The sequence below is a fragment of the Stenotrophomonas sp. GD03930 genome (assembly GCF_029839665.1).
In the GTDB taxonomy this organism is placed as follows: Bacteria; Pseudomonadota; Gammaproteobacteria; order Xanthomonadales; family Xanthomonadaceae; genus Stenotrophomonas; species Stenotrophomonas forensis.
Window position 1 is genome coordinate 1,301,394 of the sequence record NZ_JAOCAV010000001.1, and the last position, 16,107, is coordinate 1,317,500.

Sequence of the window (16,107 nt, forward strand, 5' to 3'; positions counted from 1 at the left end):
AAAGCCGCTGGCGTGTGCACGGCAGCGGCGGGGTTCGGGGGCAGCGGTCTTACGTAATGCGGTCGGCGGCCTCGGCCAGCAGGCGCCATGCCTTCAGCACGGCGTGCAGTTCATCCATGGAAAGCTCGCCGAACACGTCCTGGCGCAGGCCGATCAACTGGTCTTCCAGCTCGCTGACCAGGGCCTGGCCGGCGTCGGTCAGCCACAGCAGGTTGGCGCGGCGGTCGCTGGCGTCGCTCTCGCGGCGGACCAGGTCGCTGGCGCACAGCTTGTCCAGCAGGCGCACCAGCGAAGGCCCCTCCATGCCCAGCTGCTGGGCCAGCGCCACCTGCCGGATGCCGCCGCCGGAGCGGCCGATCATCAACAGAGGCATGGTGCACGCGGTGGAGATCCCGTAGCTGCCGAGCCGGCTGTCGGCCAGGCGCTGCCACTGCCGCCCTGCGTACAGCAGGCCGGAGCTGAGCTGCATCTGCAGCACGGTGCGCTCGTCGAGGGGTCGGTCCATAAGAGATAGATAGGATACTACTAATTTCATTCCTATCAATGGGTTTTTCTGAATGGGCGGGGGTGTAGTGAGGAAAAGCGTTGCGCCACGTTGCTACGGTGGGGCAGCGGGGGTCGGACGGGGCAGGACACGCCGTAAACCCCCCTCCGGGGTCCGGCCCAGCCGCTGGCGGCTGTGCGTTCGGGCGCTTGCGAGGCATGCCTCGCGGGCAAAGCGCCCTCACCCCTGGGGGCTCGGCCGCGGCATCCATGCCGCGGACGGTCCTGCCCCGCCCGGCCCCCGCCACCCTCCCATCACCCCGCGGGCGCGGTGGGTTGGCTCTTTAAAGGCAAGGGCAGAAGCAGTGCGGACCAAGGTCCGCACCCACCAAAGCAGAAAACACCACGGCAGCAGCCGGCGCACTTTCCGAAGCCATGAACCCCAGCGTTTGACCCCGCTTTCGGGCGGTCTGGCCGCGCCCGCAGGAAATTGTCGGGGAGGGGGAGGGGCAGGCCGGGCAGGACCGTCCACGGCATGGATGCCGTGGCCGAGCCTACAGGGACGTACTTGCGGCGTGTCCTGCCTGGCCTGCCCCTCCCCCTCTCGCTCAGCTGCAACGAGGCGCCGGAAGAACCGCCCGATGAACCGTCCCAACAGGACGACCCACCCCCCGGTCGGGTACGATGCTCGCCCCCCGTTCGGGACGCTGTACGCAATGAGCAAGAACAACGAAAAGGCCGCCCCGCAGGGCGACGTGACCCAGGACCAGGCCGAGGATGCCGTGCGCACCCTGCTGCGCTGGGCCGGTGAGGACCCGTCCCGTGAAGGCCTGCTGGATACCCCCCGCCGCGTCGCCGAAGCCTATGGCGACTGGTTCAGCGGTTACCGCGACGACCCGCGCGCCTACATGGAGCGGACCTTCGAGGAAGTGGCCGGCTATGACGAACTGATCGTCCTGCGTGACATCGAGTACGAAAGCCACTGCGAACACCACATGGCGCCGATCATCGGCCGCGTGCACGTCGGCTACCTGCCGGCCGGCAAGGTGGTGGGCATCAGCAAGCTGGCCCGCGTCGTCGAAGCCTACGCCCGCCGATTCCAGGTGCAGGAGAAGATGACCGCGCAGATCGCGCAGTGCATCCAGGATGTGCTGCAGCCGATCGGTGTCGGCGTGGTCGTCGAAGGCGCCCACGAGTGCATGACCACCCGCGGCATCCACAAGCGCGGTGTCAGCATGGTCACCTCCAAGATGCTGGGCAGCTTCCGCGACGACGCGCGTACCCGCGCCGAGTTCCTGCGCTTCATCGAAGTGGGCGGCAAGCGCTGAGCCGCTTGCCCGCACCCCGCCGGCCCCTGCGGGCCGGCATGCCCACGGCTGCCCGCGCGGCAGCCGTGCGTGGCGGCTCGTCCCTGTCAGCCCTACAGACCTCTTTCGCTGCATGAAGCATCGCGAACGCATCTCCCGTTACCGTCATCTGCGCGAACAGCCCCAATGGAAGCTGCTCGCTGCCGACCACGCCCCGGAAATCATCGGCCTGCTGCAGGGGCTGCTGATGGACGGCGAGCGTACGCTGTCGTCGTCGGTGCTCAACGAGCGCCTGCAACGCGCGCTGGACCAGCTCAACGGCGACGAACTGTCGCGCGACCTGCCGCGTACCGCGCAGGCCTACATCGCGCACTGGCTGGCCCAGGGCTGGCTGGAACGCCGCCTGCCCGAGGGTGCCGACCAGGAACAGTACGAACTGTCGACCGCGGCGCTGCAGGCGATCCGCTTCGCCGATGGCCTCGAGCAGGCCCGCGTGGCGGCCACCGAAAGCCGCCTGGCGCTGGTCATCGAACAGCTCTCGCAGCTGGCAGCGCAGACCGAATCCGATCCGGACGCGCGCCTGTCGGCGCTGCGCGACGAGCGTGACCGCATCGATGCCGAGATCGCCCGCGTCGGTGCTGGCCGCGTGATCGCGCTGGATGGCAAGCGCGCGCTGGAACGTGCGCGCCAGATCATCGGCCTGGCCGACGAACTGACCGAAGACTTCCGCCGCGTGCGCGACGATTTCGAGCAGCTCAACCGTGATTTCCGCGAACGCATCATCGACGATGAAGGCGAGCGCGGTGACGTCCTGTCGCAGCTGTTCGAAGGCGTGGACGTGATCGGCGAGAGCGATGCCGGGCGCAGTTTCCAGGCCTTCTGGCGCCTGCTCAACGACGCCGAACAGAGCGCCCAGCTCGATGCCGCGCTGGAAGCAGTGCTGGCGCGTGGCTTTGCGCGCCGCCTGGACCGCAACGAACGCAACTTCCTGCGTGGCTTCACCAGCACCATGCTGGAACGCGGCGGCCAGGTGCACGATGTGCTGCAGAACTTCGCGCGCAGCCTGCGCGGTTTCGTGCAGAGCCGTGGCTACCTGGAACAGCGCCGCCTCAACCAGCTGCTGAAGCAGGCGCAGTCCGAAGCGCTGGCGCTGCGCGACGAGTTCCCCGCACAGCGCGGCATCGGCCGTGACCTGCAGCTGACCACCAGCCGCCTGCGCTCGTGGTCGCAGTGGAAGCTGCATGATCCGCGCAGTGCCCAGGTCGATGGCAACGTCGAGTACAACGACGCCGCCGCGATCAGCCTGGAGAGCGTCGGCGACCTGGTCGCTTCGTCCGAAATCGACTTCCGCACCCTGCGCCGCGACCTGCACGACCTGCTCGATGCACAGCCGCGGCTGAGCATCGCCCAGGCCCTGTCGCAGCGCGAGGCGCCGCAGGGTCTTGGCAGTGTCATCGGCTACCTGTCGCTGGGCACGCGCTTCGGCAACGTGGTCGCCGGCGAGCAGGAGCTTGCGCAATGGCGTGGTGGCGACGGCCAGGTCCGTCGCGCCCGCATCCCGCTGGTTTGGTTCACCCAGGAGAGACGCCATGAGCTGGCATGAAGATCCCATCGACGCACCGCAGGCCGACGTGGCGGAAGACGCCTACGAGGCCGAGCCGGTGGCGAGCGTGGCGCAGCCCCGCCGTGGCAACGACGTGTACTACCTGGGCGACACCGGGCGCCTGCCGCTGGATGCGCGCCGCGCGCTGTGCCAGCTGCTGATCGGCCCCAGCATCGACCAGCTGCGCCACGCCAAGCTGTGGCCGGCGCTGATCCGCAGTGAAGCCGCCATTCGCTCCGCGCTGGCCGATCTGTTCCTGGAACTGGTGCTGGACCGCGACAGCGGCGTGGCCTTCACCCGCCAGGCCGACACCGAAGACGTTGATGCACCGGTACTGCTGCGCACCTCGCCGCTGACCTTCATCGACTCGGTGCTGCTGCTGTACCTGCGCCAGCAGCTGGCCGAGGCCGATGCGCGCGGCAACCGCGCGGTGGTCGCCGACGCCGAGATGGCCGAAGCGCTGGCCATCTACGAAAAGAACCTGTCCACCGACCGCGCCGGCTTCAACCGCCGCGTCGCTTCGGCGGTGCAGAAGATGAAGGACAACCACATCCTGACCCGCCTCAGCGGCCAGGAAGACCGCCACGAAGTCTCGCCGGCGCTGAAGCTGCTGTTCTCCGCCGAAGACGTGTCCCAGCTTTCGGCGGTCTACCGCCAGCTGCGCGAAACCCCGGCCGCCGAGGCCTGAGAGACCCGACCATCGCATGGCTATCTCCAAGCACACTCCCGCCCTGTTCAACGAAGGCCTGCCGGACCCGCGCCTGCAGCAGTTCCGCATGCGCCGCCTGCAGGTGCACAACTGGGGCACCTTCAACGGCCTGACCGAGGTACCGATCGCCGAGCGCGGCTTCCTGTTCGTCGGCCGCTCCGGCTCGGGCAAGTCGACCCTGCTCGATGCCATGTCCGCGCTGCTGACGCCGCCGGCCATCGTCGACTTCAACGCCGCCGCGCGTGAAGCCGAGCGCAGTGGCCGCGACCGCAACCTGGTGTCCTACGTGCGTGGCGCGTGGGCCGACCAGCAGGACAGCGGCACCGGCGAAATCGCCACCCAGTACCTGCGCAAGGGCGCGACCTGGACCGCGCTGGTGCTGGAGTACCGCGCCGGCGATGGCCGCGTGGTCAGCCTGGTGCGCCTGCTGTGGATCTCCGGCAACGGCACCTCGGCCGGCGACGTGCGCAAGCACTACATGATCGCCGAGCGTCCGTTCGACATCGCCAAGGATCTCGGTGGGTTCGACCTGGACCTGCGCAAGCTCAAGCAGAAGCTGTCCGACCTGCACCACTTCGACACCTTCTCCGGCTACGCCGAGCGCTTCCGCGACCTGCTCGGCATCGACAACGAGATGGCACTGCGCCTGCTGCACAAGACGCAGTCGGCGAAGAACCTGGGCGACCTCAACGTCTTCCTGCGCGACTTCATGCTCGACACGCCGAAGACCTTCGACGCCGCCGAGCGCCTGGTCAGCGACTTTGCCGAGCTCGATGGCGCGCACCAGGCGGTGGTCACCGCGCGCCGCCAGGTGGAAACCCTGCTGCCGGCGCGCGCCTACTACAACGATCTGAAGGAAATGCACCGCCAGCGCGGCGACGACGAAGCGCTGAAGCTTGGCGTTGACAGCTTCCGTGAAAGCCGCCGCCAGGCGCTGATCGAAGCGCGCCTGCGCGAGATGGATGTGCGTGACCGTGGCCTGCTGGGCGAGGAAGCCCAGCGCCGCGCCGCGCTGGACAACCACACCGAGCGCCTGGCCGAACTGGAACTGCAGCGCCGCCAGCAGGGCGGTGAGCGCATCGAGGAACTGGAACGCGAGCAGGGCCGCGCCGAAGCCGAGCGCGACCGCCGCCAGGCCAAGCGTGACCAGGCCCAGGAAGCGGCTCAGCAATTGCAGGCCGAACTGCCCGGCGATGCCCACGGTTTCGCAGAGCTGGTCGAGCGTGCGCAGAACGAACTGCAGGACCGCCAGCGTGCCTCGGCGGCACTGGATGATGCGATCAGCGATCGCCTCGGTGGCAAGCGCGATGACGAGCGCCGCTTCGGCGAAGTGCGCAGCGAGCTGGAGGCGATGCAGCGCACGCCGTCCAACATCCCGGCGCCGATGCAGAAGCTGCGCGCGCGCCTGGCCGAGGAAACCGGCATTGCCGAAGCGGCGCTGCCGTTCGTCGGCGAGCTGATTCAGGTCCGCTCGGAAGAGCAGGGCTGGCAGGGCGCCATCGAGCGCGTGCTGGGCGGCTTCGCGCTGTCGCTGCTGGTCGATGACAAGCACTACAACGACGTCGCCGAGTGGGTGAACCGTACCCACCTGGGCATGCGCTTCACCTACTACCGCGTGCGCCGCAACGATGATGCGTTTGCTCGAGAGCCGTCGGCGAAGTCGCTGCTGCACAAGCTGGAACTGCGCGAGCACGTGTTCGAAAGCTGGCTGCGCCGCGAGCTGGGCAAGCGCTTCGACTACGAATGCGTGGACGCCAAGCAGCTGCGCAACGTCGACCGCGGCATCACCCGCGAAGGCCAGGTCAAGCATCCGGGCGATCGTTTCGAGAAGGACGATCGCAGCGCCGTCGGCGATCGCCGCCGCTGGATCCTCGGCTTCAACAACCACGACAAGGTGGGTGCCTTCGAGCGTGAAGCCCAGGAACTGGCCAAGCGCATCGCCAGCTGCGAAACCGATATCGCGCGCCTGCGCGGCCAGCGTGACCGCGACAACGAGCGTCGCCTGGCCTGCCACGAACTGGTGAGCATCAGCTGGAACGAGATCGACATCGCCGCCCCGCAGCAGCGCCTGAGCGATATCGAGGCCACCCTGCGCGACCTGCGCGAAGGCAACGCCGACCTCGCCAAGCTGGCCAACCAGATCGACGCCGTGCGCGCCGACATCGAGCAGTCCCGCCGTACCTATGAAGACGTCCGCGTCGAGCGTGGCCAGCTGGTAAAGGAACGTGACCGCCTCGACCGCGCGCGCCAGCAGAGCCGTGCACTGGTGCTGCCGAGCCTGGCTCAGGAGCAGGAGGCCGGCCTGGCCGAGCGCCTGCAGGAGCAGGGCCCGCTCAGCCTGGAAACGCTGGAAGCGCACATGCGCCAGGTCAGCAATGCGCTGAATGAACAGTTGTCGTCGTCGCAGCAGGACCTGAACCGCATCGAGAACCAGCTGATCGGCTGCTTCCGTCGCTTCATCCAGCAGTGGCCGGAGGAGTCGGGTGACTTCACCGTGTCGGTGGCCTCGGCCGAGGATTTCCTCGCCCGTCTCGAACGGCTGGAGCGTGATGGACTTCCGCAGCACGAAGAACGCTTCTTCGACCTGCTGCAGAACCAGAGCAAGAACAACCTGCTGGCCCTGCAGCGGCACAGTGCAGAGGCCCGCAAGTCGATCGGCCAGCGCCTGGACGAAGTGAATGCCAGCCTGGAACAGGTGCCGTTCAACCGCGGCACGCTGCTGACCATCGAGCTGAGCGACCGCCGCCTGCCGGAAGTCGGCGAGTTCCACCTGCAGCTGCGCGAAGTGCTGTCGCAACAGCAGACCGAGCAGCGCGAGCTGGCCGAATCGCAGTTCACCGTGCTGCGCCAGCTGGTCAACCGCCTGGGCTCGCAGGAAGGCGAGGACAAGCGCTGGCGCGAGCTGGTGCTGGACGTGCGCATGCACGTGGAGTTCATCGGCGTCGAACTGGATGCGGAAACGCGCCAGCAGGTCGAGATCTACCGCAGCGGCGCCGGCAAGTCCGGTGGCCAGCGCCAGAAACTGGCCACCACCTGCCTGGCCGCAGCACTGCGCTACCAGCTCGGCGGCGCCGACAGCCAGCTGCCGAGCTACGCCGCGGTGGTGCTCGACGAGGCCTTCGACAAGGCCGACAACGAGTTCACCGCACTGGCGATGAACATCTTCGACAATTTCGGCTTCCAGATGGTGGTGGCCACCCCGCTGAAGTCGGTGATGACGCTGGAACCGTTCATCGGTGGCGCCTGCTTCGTCGAGATCAGCGGTCGCCACGACTCCGGCGTGTTGCTGATCGAGTACGACGAAGAAGGCAAGCGGCTGAAGCTGCCGGAGCGCAGCCGCCAGCAGGCCAACGAACCGGAAGAAGCCGAGGCCTGACCCGGCCGGTTGAATGGGAATGCCGGCCAGCGGCCGGCACTACCGGGTCATGAACCCGCCCATGGTAGTGCCGGCCGCTGGCCGGCAACCGCATTCACGCACCGCGGAACGTATCCCACGCCATCCGTGCGATCAGCACCACCACCAACCCCACGAACAGCTTGCGGATGAACGGCGTGCCGCCCTTCAGCGCCAATCGCGTGCCGACCACCGAGCCGATGATGTTGGCCGCCGCCATCGGCAGCGCGAACAGCCACAGGATGTTGCCGGTGGGCACGAAGAACGAGATTGCCGCCACATTGGTCGCCAGGTTCACCACCTTCGACGCGGCGGATGCACGCAGGAAATCCAGCCCGAAGAAGCGCACGAACAGGAAGATCAGGAAACTGCCGGTGCCCGGCCCGAAGAATCCATCGTAGAAACCGATCGCCGCACCGATCGCCAGCGCGATCACCAGCTCGCGGCGGCCGATCTCCTGCGGCCGGTGCAGCGCACCGAAGTCCTTCTTCCACAGCGTGTAGGCCAGCATCGCGATCAGCAGCACCAGCACCAGCGGGCGCACCGCATCCTTGGGCAGCAGGCTCACCGCCGTGGCCCCGGCGAACGAGAAGATGAAGGCGGTACCGGCCGCGAACAGCACCGGCTTCCACGGGAAGCGCACGTTGCGCGCATAGCGCCAGGCCGCCGCACCGGTGCCGAACATCGAACTGAATTTGTTGGTACCGAACAGCATTGCCGGCGTCTGCTGCGGCAGCACCGTGAACAGGCCGGGCAGCTGCACCAGGCCACCGCCACCGACGGCGGCATCCACCAGGCCGGCGATGAAGGCGATCACCACCAGCCACCACAACTCAGGGGGAACCAGTTCCAGCACGGCGGTCATTCAAGGTGGGGGCGCGACAGCATACGCCTGTCCTGCTGCAACTGACCTGTGCCGCGCGTGGATCAATCCGTGCAACCCGGCGACAATGACGGCATGAGCCGACAACCCGCCGATCCCTGTCCCTGTGGCCTGGCCGCCGACTACGCCGCCTGCTGTGGACGCTTCCATGCCGGCGAAGCCGCACCGGACGCCGAGCGCCTGATGCGTTCGCGCTACAGCGCGTACGTGCGTGGCCTTGCCGATTACCTGCGCCAGACCTGGCACCCGGATACCCGCCCGGCCGAGCTGGTGCTGGAGGAGGCGCCGGGCCAGCGCACGCATTGGCTGGGCCTGACCGTGCACGAGCACACGCCCACCGGTGCGGACAGCGCCGAGGTGCGCTTCACCGCGCGCTACCGCATCGGCGGCGGCAGTGCGGTGAAAATGACCGAGCACAGCCGCTTCCTGCGCATCGACGGCCGCTGGTACTACCTCGACGCGGTCTGAGCCTCAGCCGCCGCGCACGGCCAGCACGCGCTGGCCGGCGTGCGCGCGGACCTGGTTGCGGCCGCCGTCCTTGGCCCTGTACAGCGCCTGGTCGGCCGCCTTGATCACCGCTGCCGGCCGTGGATCCTCACGGCTGTCGGCCAGGCCGATACTCACTGTCACCTGCACCACCTGGCCGTTGCCGCCGCGTCCGCGCTGCTGGCGGCCGGCTTCGTCATCACGGCTGCGGGTGCTGCGGTCGCGCAGCTGCATGCGGGTGGCCTCGATGCTCTGCCGCAATGCTTCCACGGCATCGACACAGGCCGCCGCCGGACGGTCCAGGAACACCACGACGAACTCCTCGCCGCCATAGCGGAACGCGCGGCCACCGTCGCCTACCCGCGACAGCCGCGAGGCCACCAGGCGCAGCACATCGTCACCGGTATCGTGGCCATGGGTGTCGTTGAAGGACTTGAAGTGATCCACGTCCACCATTGCGATGCTGTAGGTGCCGCGTGCCCGCTGCACGGTCTCGTTGAACGCGCGGCGCCCCGGCAGGCCGGTCAGTTCATCGCGGAAGGCCATGTGGAAGGACTCCTGCAGCATCGCACCCAGCATCAGCAGCAGGGCAGCACTGCTCAGTGCTGGCAACAGCACCGGTTGCAGGAAGATCCGCGGCAGCATCCACCACAGGCACAGTAGGGCCAGCAGCATCGCGGTGTGCAATGGCCGCGGATGCCGCCACGCCTGCCAGCCCAACGCAGCGGTGGCCAGCAGGAACAGCAGGGCCGGCACCTGCGCCAGCGCGTTCCAGTGGGCGGGAATCCAGCGCCAGTGACGGTCCGACAACAGGTCGTGCATGCCGCTGGGCTGCTGTGCTGCCAGCAGCAGGAAGACGGCAAGCGCCAGGCCGCAGGCCACGCCGCGCAGCAGCAGGTCCTGGCGACGGCGCCCGCGTTCCGGCCACAACGCCAGGCCCGCCAACAGCAGCGGCAACCAGGCCGAGATGGCATGGAAGCGCAGCGGGGTCAGGGCGGTGACATGGCCACTGCGCAGGTAGCCACCCACATCCTGGTGCAGCAGCGCGAACACCACTGCCACCAGCAGCAACAGGCACAGCGCACGCACCTGGTGGTAGAGCAGGGCCAGCCCGGCGCCGAGGCTGGCCAGCAGCCACGGCAGGATGCGCTGGGCCGGGCTGGCAACGTCTTCGTTGCCCAGCGCCGTCCACAGCAGCAGTGCGACCAGCACGGCGGGCAGCACGAACAGGTAATGCGCAGGCTGGCGGAGCGGATGCAGGGGCAAGCAGGAATTCCAGCGCGGTGACGACGCGGCCGCAGCACTGCCGTTAGCGGCGTTCGGGCCCGCTTCTTGAATGCGGGCGGGTCACCCATGTGAACAAAGTGACGCCGAACCATGACGTCGCACTCACCGGCCTGCGCCGATGCTGCCTGCATGGACAGCGTACCTGCCGCCGTCGCTGCCCCGCAGCACGATCTCGCCCACCAGTTCGCGCGGGTGCGGACCCGCAGCCTGCAGTTGGCCGCGCCGCTCAGCGCCGAGGACGCCATGCTGCAGAGCATGGCCGATGCCAGCCCGAGCAAATGGCACCTGGCCCACACCACCTGGTTCTTCGAGCGCTTCGTGCTGGCTGGCCTTGCCGCCGCGTCGGCGCACGATCCTGGCTGGGACTACCTGTTCAACAGCTACTACAAGAGCATCGGCCCGGCCCATGCGCGGCCACAGCGTGGCTTGCTCTCGCGCCCCTCGCTGCAGCAGGTACGCGATTACCGCCAGCAGGTGGATGCGCAGGTGCAGGCACGCCTCGCTGCCGGCGACCTCGACCCGCAGGCGCTGCAGCACCTGCAGCTGGGCCTGCAGCACGAGCAACAGCACCAGGAACTGCTGCTCACCGACATCAAGCATGCCTTCTGGTGCAACCCGCTGCAGCCGCCGTACCGCGAGGATCTGCGGCCTGCCACCGGCATCGCCAGCGCACAGGGCTGGGTCGAATCGCCCGAACGCATCGTCACCGTCGGCGCCGCCGCCTGGCCCCGCCACGCCGCCTTCGCCTACGACAACGAATCGCCTCCGCACCGCGTGCTGCTGCCCGCCCATGCCCTGGCCGAGCGCCCGCTCAGCAACGCCGAGTACCTGGCCTTCATCGAGGCGGGCGGCTACCGCGAGCCGCGCTGGTGGCTCAGCGAAGGCTGGGCGCTGCGCGAAGCAGCGGACTGGCAGCACCCGCTGTACTGGGACGATGCCCTGCAGCGCGAATACACCCTGGGCGGTTGGCGCGAACTGGACCTGCACGCGCCGGTCTGTCACCTCAGCTATTACGAGGCCGACGCCTGCGCCCGCTGGGCCGGTGCACGCCTGCCCAGCGAGTTCGAATGGGAAGCCGCTGCTGCATCACGCCCGGTGAGCGGCCATTTCGCCGATGACGATCACCTGCACCCGCAGGCCGGGCAGGGCAATGGCCTGCGCCAGATGTTCGGCGATGTATGGGAGTGGACCCAGAGTGCCTATGGGGCCTATCCGGGTTTCCGCCCGTTCGCCGGCAACCTGGGCGAATACAACGGCAAGTTCATGTGCGGGCAGTGGGTGCTGCGCGGTGGCAGCTGCGCCACTCCGCGCGGGCATGTACGTGCCAGCTACCGCAATTTCTTCATGCCGCCGGCGCGCTGGCAGTTCTCCGGGCTGCGCCTGGCCAGGGACCTCACATGAGTACGGTGGATGACGCACTGCAGGCGCTGACCGATCTCACCCCGGGGCGCCAGCAGATCCTGGCCGATGTGGTGGCCGGTCTGTCGCGCCCGTCGCGGCAGCTGCCCTCCAAGTACTTCTACGATGCGCGCGGCTCGCGCCTGTTCGAACAGATTACCCAGACCCGCGAGTACTACCCCACGCGTACCGAGCTGGCGCTGCTGGCCAGGGTGCTGCCCGACATCGCGCGGGTGGTGGGCCCGCACGTGCACGTGGTTGAACTGGGCAGCGGCAGTGGCCGCAAGACCGCGCTGCTGCTGGCCGCGCTGCAGGACCCGGTGGCCTACACCCCGATCGAGATCTCGCGCGCCGCACTGCTGTCCAGCATCGACCACCTTGCACCGGCGCTGCCCGACGTGGAAATGCTGCCGGTGTGTGCCGACTTCACCCGTCCCGTCGCCCTGCCCACGCCCGAGCGCGAACCGGCGCGCCGGCTGCTGTTCTTCCCCGGCTCCACGCTGGGCAACTTCACCGGTGACGACGCGGTGGCGTTGCTGCGCGCGATGCGCCAGACCATGGGCCGCGATGGCCTGGCCCTGGTCGGCATTGACCTGCACAAGGACCCGACGCTGATCGAAGCGGCCTACAACGATGCACAGGGCGTCACCGCGGCGTTCACCCTCAACCTGCTGGCCCGGCTCAACCGAGAGATCGGCAGCGACTTCGACCTCGACGGGTTCCGCCATCGCGCCCGTTACAGCACCGCGCGGCTGCGCATCGAGACCGACCTGGTCAGCCAGCACGAGCAGGACGTGCACCTTGACGGCCGTACTTTCCACTTCGAGGCCGGTGAGCCGATCCGGGTGGAGTACAGCCACAAGTACACCGACGACAGCTTCGAATGGCTGCTGCAGCAGGCCGGCCTGCAGGTCGTGCAGCGTTGGAATGCCGACAGCCCCGCCTACGGTCTGCGCCTGCTGCGCGCCATCTAGTCGCCTGGTCCGCCATCAGCCGGCCTCGCTTCAGGTTCGGCGGCAGGGCTCCGCCTAAGATGGTCCTGCAACGGCAACACGGAGGACGCCATGCCCATTCTGACCACGCTCGGCCTGGCGGCCGCTCTCGCAACGGCGCCGCAGGTGTCGGCGCCAGCGACCATCACCGTCGACCCGGCGTTCGGCCGCTGCCTGGCCGGCCTGCAGGCCACGGCCGCCAGCCAAGGCATCAGTGCCGACCGCTTCGCCGAGATCACCGCCGGCCTCACGCCCGACCCGAGCGTGCTCGGCCTGCTCGATGCGCAGCCCGAATTCACCACGCCGATCTGGGACTACCTGGCCGCGCTGGTCGATCGCCAGCGCGTGGATGATGGCCGCGCGATGCTGCAGCAGCATCGTGACCTGCTCGATCGGGTGTCTGCACAGTACGGCGTCGATCCGGCCACCATCGTCGCGGTCTGGGGCGTGGAGAGCGACTACGGTCGCGTGTTCGGCAAGCGCCCGCTGCTGCAGTCGCTGGCCACGCTGTCCTGCGCCGGTCGCCGCCAGACGTTCTTCCGTGGCGAACTGCTGGCCCTGCTCACGCTGATCAACCGCGGTGACCTGCAGGCGCAGGGGCTGACCGGTTCCTGGGCAGGTGCCTTCGGCCACACCCAGTTCATGCCCAGCACCTACGCGCGCATCGCCGTCGATGGCGACGGTGATGGCCGCCGCGATCTGGTCGGCAGCATTCCCGATGCGCTGGCGTCGACGGCCAACTACCTCAAACGCGCCGGTTGGCGCAGTGGTGAGCCGTGGGGCATGGAAGTGCGTGTTCCGGCCGGCTTCAATGCCAGCCAGGCCGGCCGCACCCAGCGCCGGGCGCTGGCCGACTGGCGGGCGCAGGGCGTGACCGCGCTGGATGGCAGTGCACTGGCTCCGGCCAACCTGCCCGCCGATGCACGCGCCGCCCTGCTGCTGCCGGCCGGCAGCAAGGGCCCGGCGTTGCTGGTGTTCCGCAACTACGACGCGATCTACAGCTACAACGCTGCCGAAAGCTATGCGCTGGCGATCGCTACGCTGGCCGACCAGCTGCGGGGCAGCAAAGGCCTGGCCACGGCGTGGCCGACCGATGATCCCGGCATCGGCCGCGATGAGCGCCGCCAGCTGCAGACCCTGCTGCTGGCCCGTGGCCACGACATCGGCGCTGCCGACGGCATGATCGGTGTCGCCACGCGTCGTGCGATCCAGGCCGAGCAGCAGCGCCTGGGCTGGGCCAATACCGATGGCCGCGCCGGACAGCGTATCCTGCGCGCACTGCAGAACACGCCGGCTACTGCGCCGGTGCCCACCCGTTTCACGCTTCCCAGCAACTACAGTGCCGTGCAGTCGCCGGCCATACGGAGTCGATCCAACGTGCAGCAGATCCAGGGCGTACGCAGCGGGCAGTACCAAGGGCTCGATGCCTGGCTGGTGGAAACCGCCGAGGCCAGCGCCGCCATCAGTGTCTTTGGTGGCCAGCTGCTTTCCTTCGTGCCCAAGGGCCAGGCAGACGTGATGTGGCTGTCACCGCGACGTGCCGAATTGCCCACGCCCATCCGGGGAGGCAGCCCCGTATGCTGGCCGTATTTCGGCCGACAGGGCCAGGGCAATGACGTGCCCGCCCACGGCTTCGTGCGCACCTTGCCGTGGGAACTCCAGCAGGCCCGTCGCCTGGATGACGGCAGTATCGAGCTGACCCTGGCGCCGCCGGTCCTGCAGAGCCTGGACCTGCGCCTGCGCATGATTGTCCGCGTGGGACGCCAGTTGACCCAGCAGCTGATCACCGAGAACACCGGCAGCACGCCCGCCACCATCACCCAGGCGCTGCACAACTACTTCCGCGTGGGGGATGCCAGCGCGGTGGAAGTCGATGGCGTGGACGGCCTGGACTATCTGGACAAGTTCGAGAACTATGCGCAGCCGCGTCGGCAGCAGGGCCCCTGGTCGTTGCGCGACCCGCGCGACCCCGGCCGTAGCGATCGCATCTATACGCAGGCCAAGGGCCACTATGTGCTGCGTGATCCGGTGCTCAAGCGCCGCATCGACATCCGTACCGACGGAAGCCGTTCGCTGGTCGCGTGGAATCCCGGTGCCGAGGCTGCGGCGAAGATGGCCGACGTCGGCGCGGGCTGGCGCGACTATGTTTGCCTGGAAGCCGCCAATGCCGGACCCGACGTGGTGACCCTGCCGCCGGGCGGCAGGCATATGTTGTCACAGACGTTGTCTGCGGCACCATGGACGCCGGCCAACCAGTAACGCATCAACGCAACCAGGACGTTTTCATGCAGGAAGCACAGTGGTGGTACGCCAACAGCAGGCAGAGCGAAGGGCCGGTCGATCTTGCCGGCCTGCGTCGCCTGCAGCAGGACGGGACGGTGACGGCGCGTACGCTGCTGTGGCGCGAAGGCATGCCGTCGTGGCGACCGTTGGCCGAACTGGACCCTTCGGTGGCAACAGCCGAGCCGGTCGCCGCGCCGCTTGAACATGCGGTGGTCGCGCCTGTCGCCGCTGCAGATCCCGCAGATCCCGCAGATCCCTACCGCGCGCCCGCGACGGCCGCCACGGCCACAGCGACGCCAGCCGCCGGGCTGGAGGGCGAGATGGCGTTGTATGCCGCCGTGGTCGGAGGCAACTTCCCAACCTATCGCCAGCGCTGGCGGTTGGACCAGGGTGTCGCCGAAAGCGCCGGCAGCTGGCACTGGCCGGCGTTCCTGATCGGCGTGATCTGGATGATGTACCGCAGGATGTATCGCCTGGCGGCCATCTGGGCCGGCACGCTGGTGTTCTTCAGCATCGCCGAGGCCTTGCTGGACGTTCCCGAGGGCGTGTCCATGGTCATCACCCTGGTACTCAACATCACCGCCGCCGTATACGGCAACCGCTGGTACCTGTCGCACTGCCAGCGCCAGATCGCGCAGGCGCGTGCCATGGCCGGCGACGATGAGGCACGCTTGCGCAGCGAACTGGTGGCCCGTGGGGGCACCAGCGTACCTGCTGCGGTCGGGGCCATCTTCTTCGTCCTGGCGATGATGTTCGTGGCGCAGGCGATGGCCGGTTGAGGCCGATGCGGTGAGCGGCAAGGTCGCTCATCCGCTTCTCCGGCCTCCTTGATCAGGCCGGCGTGCGTGTCCGCAGCACCAGCAGGCACAGCGCGCCGGCCACCAGCCCCCAGAACGCCGAACCAATCCCGGCCAGGGATACGCCCGAGGCGGTGACCAGGAAGGTGACCAGTGCCGCCTCACGGTCACGCTCCACCGCCAGTGCACTGGCCAGGCTGTTGCCGATGGTGCCGAACAGCGCGATACCGGCCACGCAGGCCACCAGTTCCCTGGGGAACGCCGCAAACAGTGCCGCCACCGTGGCGCCGAACAGGCCGATGACAATATAGAAGGCGCCTGCAGCCATGGCAGCGGTGTAGCGTCGTGCTGGATCCTCGTGCGCATCGCGGCCCATGCAGATCGCTGCCGTGATCGCCGCCAGATTCAGCGCGTACGCGCCGAATGGCGCCAGCAGGGTGTTGACCACGCCGATCCAGCCGATCAGCGGCGACACCGGGGCGTCG

General features: G+C 68.4%; 13 protein-coding genes (1 of these 13 cut by a window edge). 9 read left to right on the forward strand and 4 right to left on the reverse strand.

Annotated elements, in window-relative coordinates:
* Positions 1 to 49: 49 nt before the first annotated feature.
* Positions 50 to 505, reverse strand: a complete 456-nt coding sequence (locus N5C18_RS05870) for a MarR family transcriptional regulator (protein WP_008265191.1) — start codon at positions 503 to 505, stop codon at positions 50 to 52.
* Between the two features lie 694 nt (positions 506 to 1,199).
* Between N5C18_RS05870 and folE the strand changes: the two genes are divergently transcribed.
* From folE to N5C18_RS05890, 4 genes are all read left to right on the forward strand, one after another.
* Positions 1,200 to 1,811 (forward strand): GTP cyclohydrolase I FolE, encoded by a 612-nt coding sequence (gene folE / locus N5C18_RS05875; RefSeq protein WP_004141296.1) that lies wholly within the window; start codon positions 1,200 to 1,202, stop codon positions 1,809 to 1,811.
* Positions 1,812 to 1,923: 112 nt separating this feature from the next.
* On the forward strand, positions 1,924 to 3,393 hold the full coding sequence (locus N5C18_RS05880; protein ID WP_014039010.1) for a DUF3375 domain-containing protein: 1,470 nt from the start codon (positions 1,924 to 1,926) through the stop codon (positions 3,391 to 3,393).
* Entirely contained in the window at positions 3,380 to 4,081 is a 702-nt protein-coding gene (locus N5C18_RS05885) for a DUF4194 domain-containing protein (RefSeq protein WP_053512058.1), read from the forward strand. The genes N5C18_RS05880 and N5C18_RS05885 overlap by 14 nt, the downstream gene beginning before the upstream one ends.
* Positions 4,082 to 4,097: 16 nt before the next feature.
* The gene (locus N5C18_RS05890) at positions 4,098 to 7,478 is read left to right on the forward strand and encodes an SbcC/MukB-like Walker B domain-containing protein (protein WP_279944042.1); all 3,381 of its coding nucleotides are present in this window, start codon (positions 4,098 to 4,100) and stop codon (positions 7,476 to 7,478) included.
* A 94-nt stretch (positions 7,479 to 7,572) separates the two neighbouring features.
* Here the strand turns inward: N5C18_RS05890 and N5C18_RS05895 are convergent, their stop codons facing one another.
* Positions 7,573 to 8,361 carry a TSUP family transporter gene (locus tag N5C18_RS05895; protein ID WP_219626123.1) on the reverse strand — a complete coding sequence of 263 codons (789 nt, stop codon included), beginning with the start codon at positions 8,359 to 8,361 and terminating at the stop codon, positions 7,573 to 7,575.
* Positions 8,362 to 8,454: 93 nt separating this feature from the next.
* Here N5C18_RS05895 and N5C18_RS05900 point away from each other — a divergent pair, with 93 nt between their 5' ends.
* On the forward strand, positions 8,455 to 8,847 hold the full coding sequence (locus N5C18_RS05900; protein ID WP_053451406.1) for a YchJ family protein: 393 nt from the start codon (positions 8,455 to 8,457) through the stop codon (positions 8,845 to 8,847).
* Between the two features lie 3 nt (positions 8,848 to 8,850).
* On the opposite strand, the gene N5C18_RS05905 is transcribed toward N5C18_RS05900, so the two are convergent.
* A complete protein-coding gene (locus tag N5C18_RS05905) occupies positions 8,851 to 10,131 on the reverse strand; it encodes a GGDEF domain-containing protein (protein WP_279944043.1) in 1,281 nt (426 codons plus the stop codon).
* Between the two features lie 150 nt (positions 10,132 to 10,281).
* Between N5C18_RS05905 and egtB the strand changes: the two genes are divergently transcribed.
* The 4 genes from egtB (at position 10,282) to N5C18_RS05925 (ending at position 15,604) form a co-directional block, all read left to right on the forward strand.
* Positions 10,282 to 11,553 carry an ergothioneine biosynthesis protein EgtB gene (egtB, locus tag N5C18_RS05910; protein ID WP_279944044.1) on the forward strand — a complete coding sequence of 424 codons (1,272 nt, stop codon included), beginning with the start codon at positions 10,282 to 10,284 and terminating at the stop codon, positions 11,551 to 11,553.
* Positions 11,550 to 12,524, forward strand: coding sequence for an L-histidine N(alpha)-methyltransferase (gene egtD / locus N5C18_RS05915; RefSeq protein ID WP_164242762.1), 975 nt, complete (start codon positions 11,550 to 11,552; stop codon positions 12,522 to 12,524). The genes egtB and egtD overlap by 4 nt, the downstream gene beginning before the upstream one ends.
* Before the next feature lie 90 nt (positions 12,525 to 12,614).
* The gene (locus N5C18_RS05920) at positions 12,615 to 14,801 is read left to right on the forward strand and encodes a lytic murein transglycosylase (protein WP_279944045.1); all 2,187 of its coding nucleotides are present in this window, start codon (positions 12,615 to 12,617) and stop codon (positions 14,799 to 14,801) included.
* A 26-nt stretch (positions 14,802 to 14,827) separates the two neighbouring features.
* Positions 14,828 to 15,604, forward strand: a complete 777-nt coding sequence (locus N5C18_RS05925; protein WP_279944046.1) for a GYF domain-containing protein — start codon at positions 14,828 to 14,830, stop codon at positions 15,602 to 15,604.
* A 52-nt stretch (positions 15,605 to 15,656) separates the two neighbouring features.
* Here N5C18_RS05925 and N5C18_RS05930 read toward each other — a convergent pair whose 3' ends face one another.
* On the reverse strand, positions 15,657 to 16,107 hold the end of the coding sequence (locus tag N5C18_RS05930; protein WP_279944047.1) for a benzoate/H(+) symporter BenE family transporter. The gene runs 737 nt beyond the window's last position; the window shows 451 of its 1,188 coding nt (coding positions 738-1,188); its start codon lies off the right edge, out of view — the gene reads right to left on this strand; the stop codon is at positions 15,657 to 15,659.